This window comes from Arthrobacter liuii (assembly GCF_014639275.1).
Classification (GTDB): domain Bacteria; phylum Actinomycetota; class Actinomycetes; order Actinomycetales; family Micrococcaceae; genus Arthrobacter; species Arthrobacter liuii.
This window is the reverse complement of sequence record NZ_BMFW01000098.1, coordinates 1-514: the sequence shown is the minus strand read 5'-3', so window position 1 is coordinate 514 and position 514 is coordinate 1. Positions and strand designations below refer to the sequence as shown.

1 protein-coding gene is annotated in these 514 nt (G+C 66.9%); it reads left to right on the top strand.

Annotated elements, in window-relative coordinates:
* Positions 1–149: 149 nt before the first annotated feature.
* Positions 150–514: transposase family protein (locus IEW19_RS23265; RefSeq protein ID WP_188573901.1), on the top strand; the 365-nt coding region annotated here is incomplete at its 3' end.

The following is a 514-nucleotide window of genomic DNA, read 5'->3' as shown; positions in this document are numbered from 1 at the left end:
GGCCCTTCGCAGATGAGCGTGGTTAGGGTCGTCTGACGCGAGGGCGGCAGCGTGTCCTGATGCCGCTGCGGCGTGGTGCGGGAGGAGAGGGGTCAGGGCCTCTTTGAATTGGTAGCGACCAAGCTTCCAAATAAAAAAGAGACCCTGATATGCCCAATGTTACTTCCTGCCCGGGCGGTCGCTGGTGCGAGCGGGCAGACGCGCTTCTTGGTGTCGACGGCATCCACGTCTGCTCTGTCACGGCGGCCGGGACCGGCCTGGTTCTGCATGTCGAGACAGCCGAAACTCTGAGCGGTTGTCCGGACTGCGGTGTCGTCGCGGTCGGGCACGGCCGCCGGCAGGTCCGGCTCCATGACACCCCGTGTTTCGGGCGGCCCGTGCGGCTGCTGTGGGCCAAGCGTGTCTGGCGCTGCCCGGACCCTGACTGCCCCAGAACCACCTTCACCGAAGAACATGAGCTGGCCGGCCCCCGGGCGAAACTCACTGCCAGGGCCGTGGCGTGGGCGACCGACGG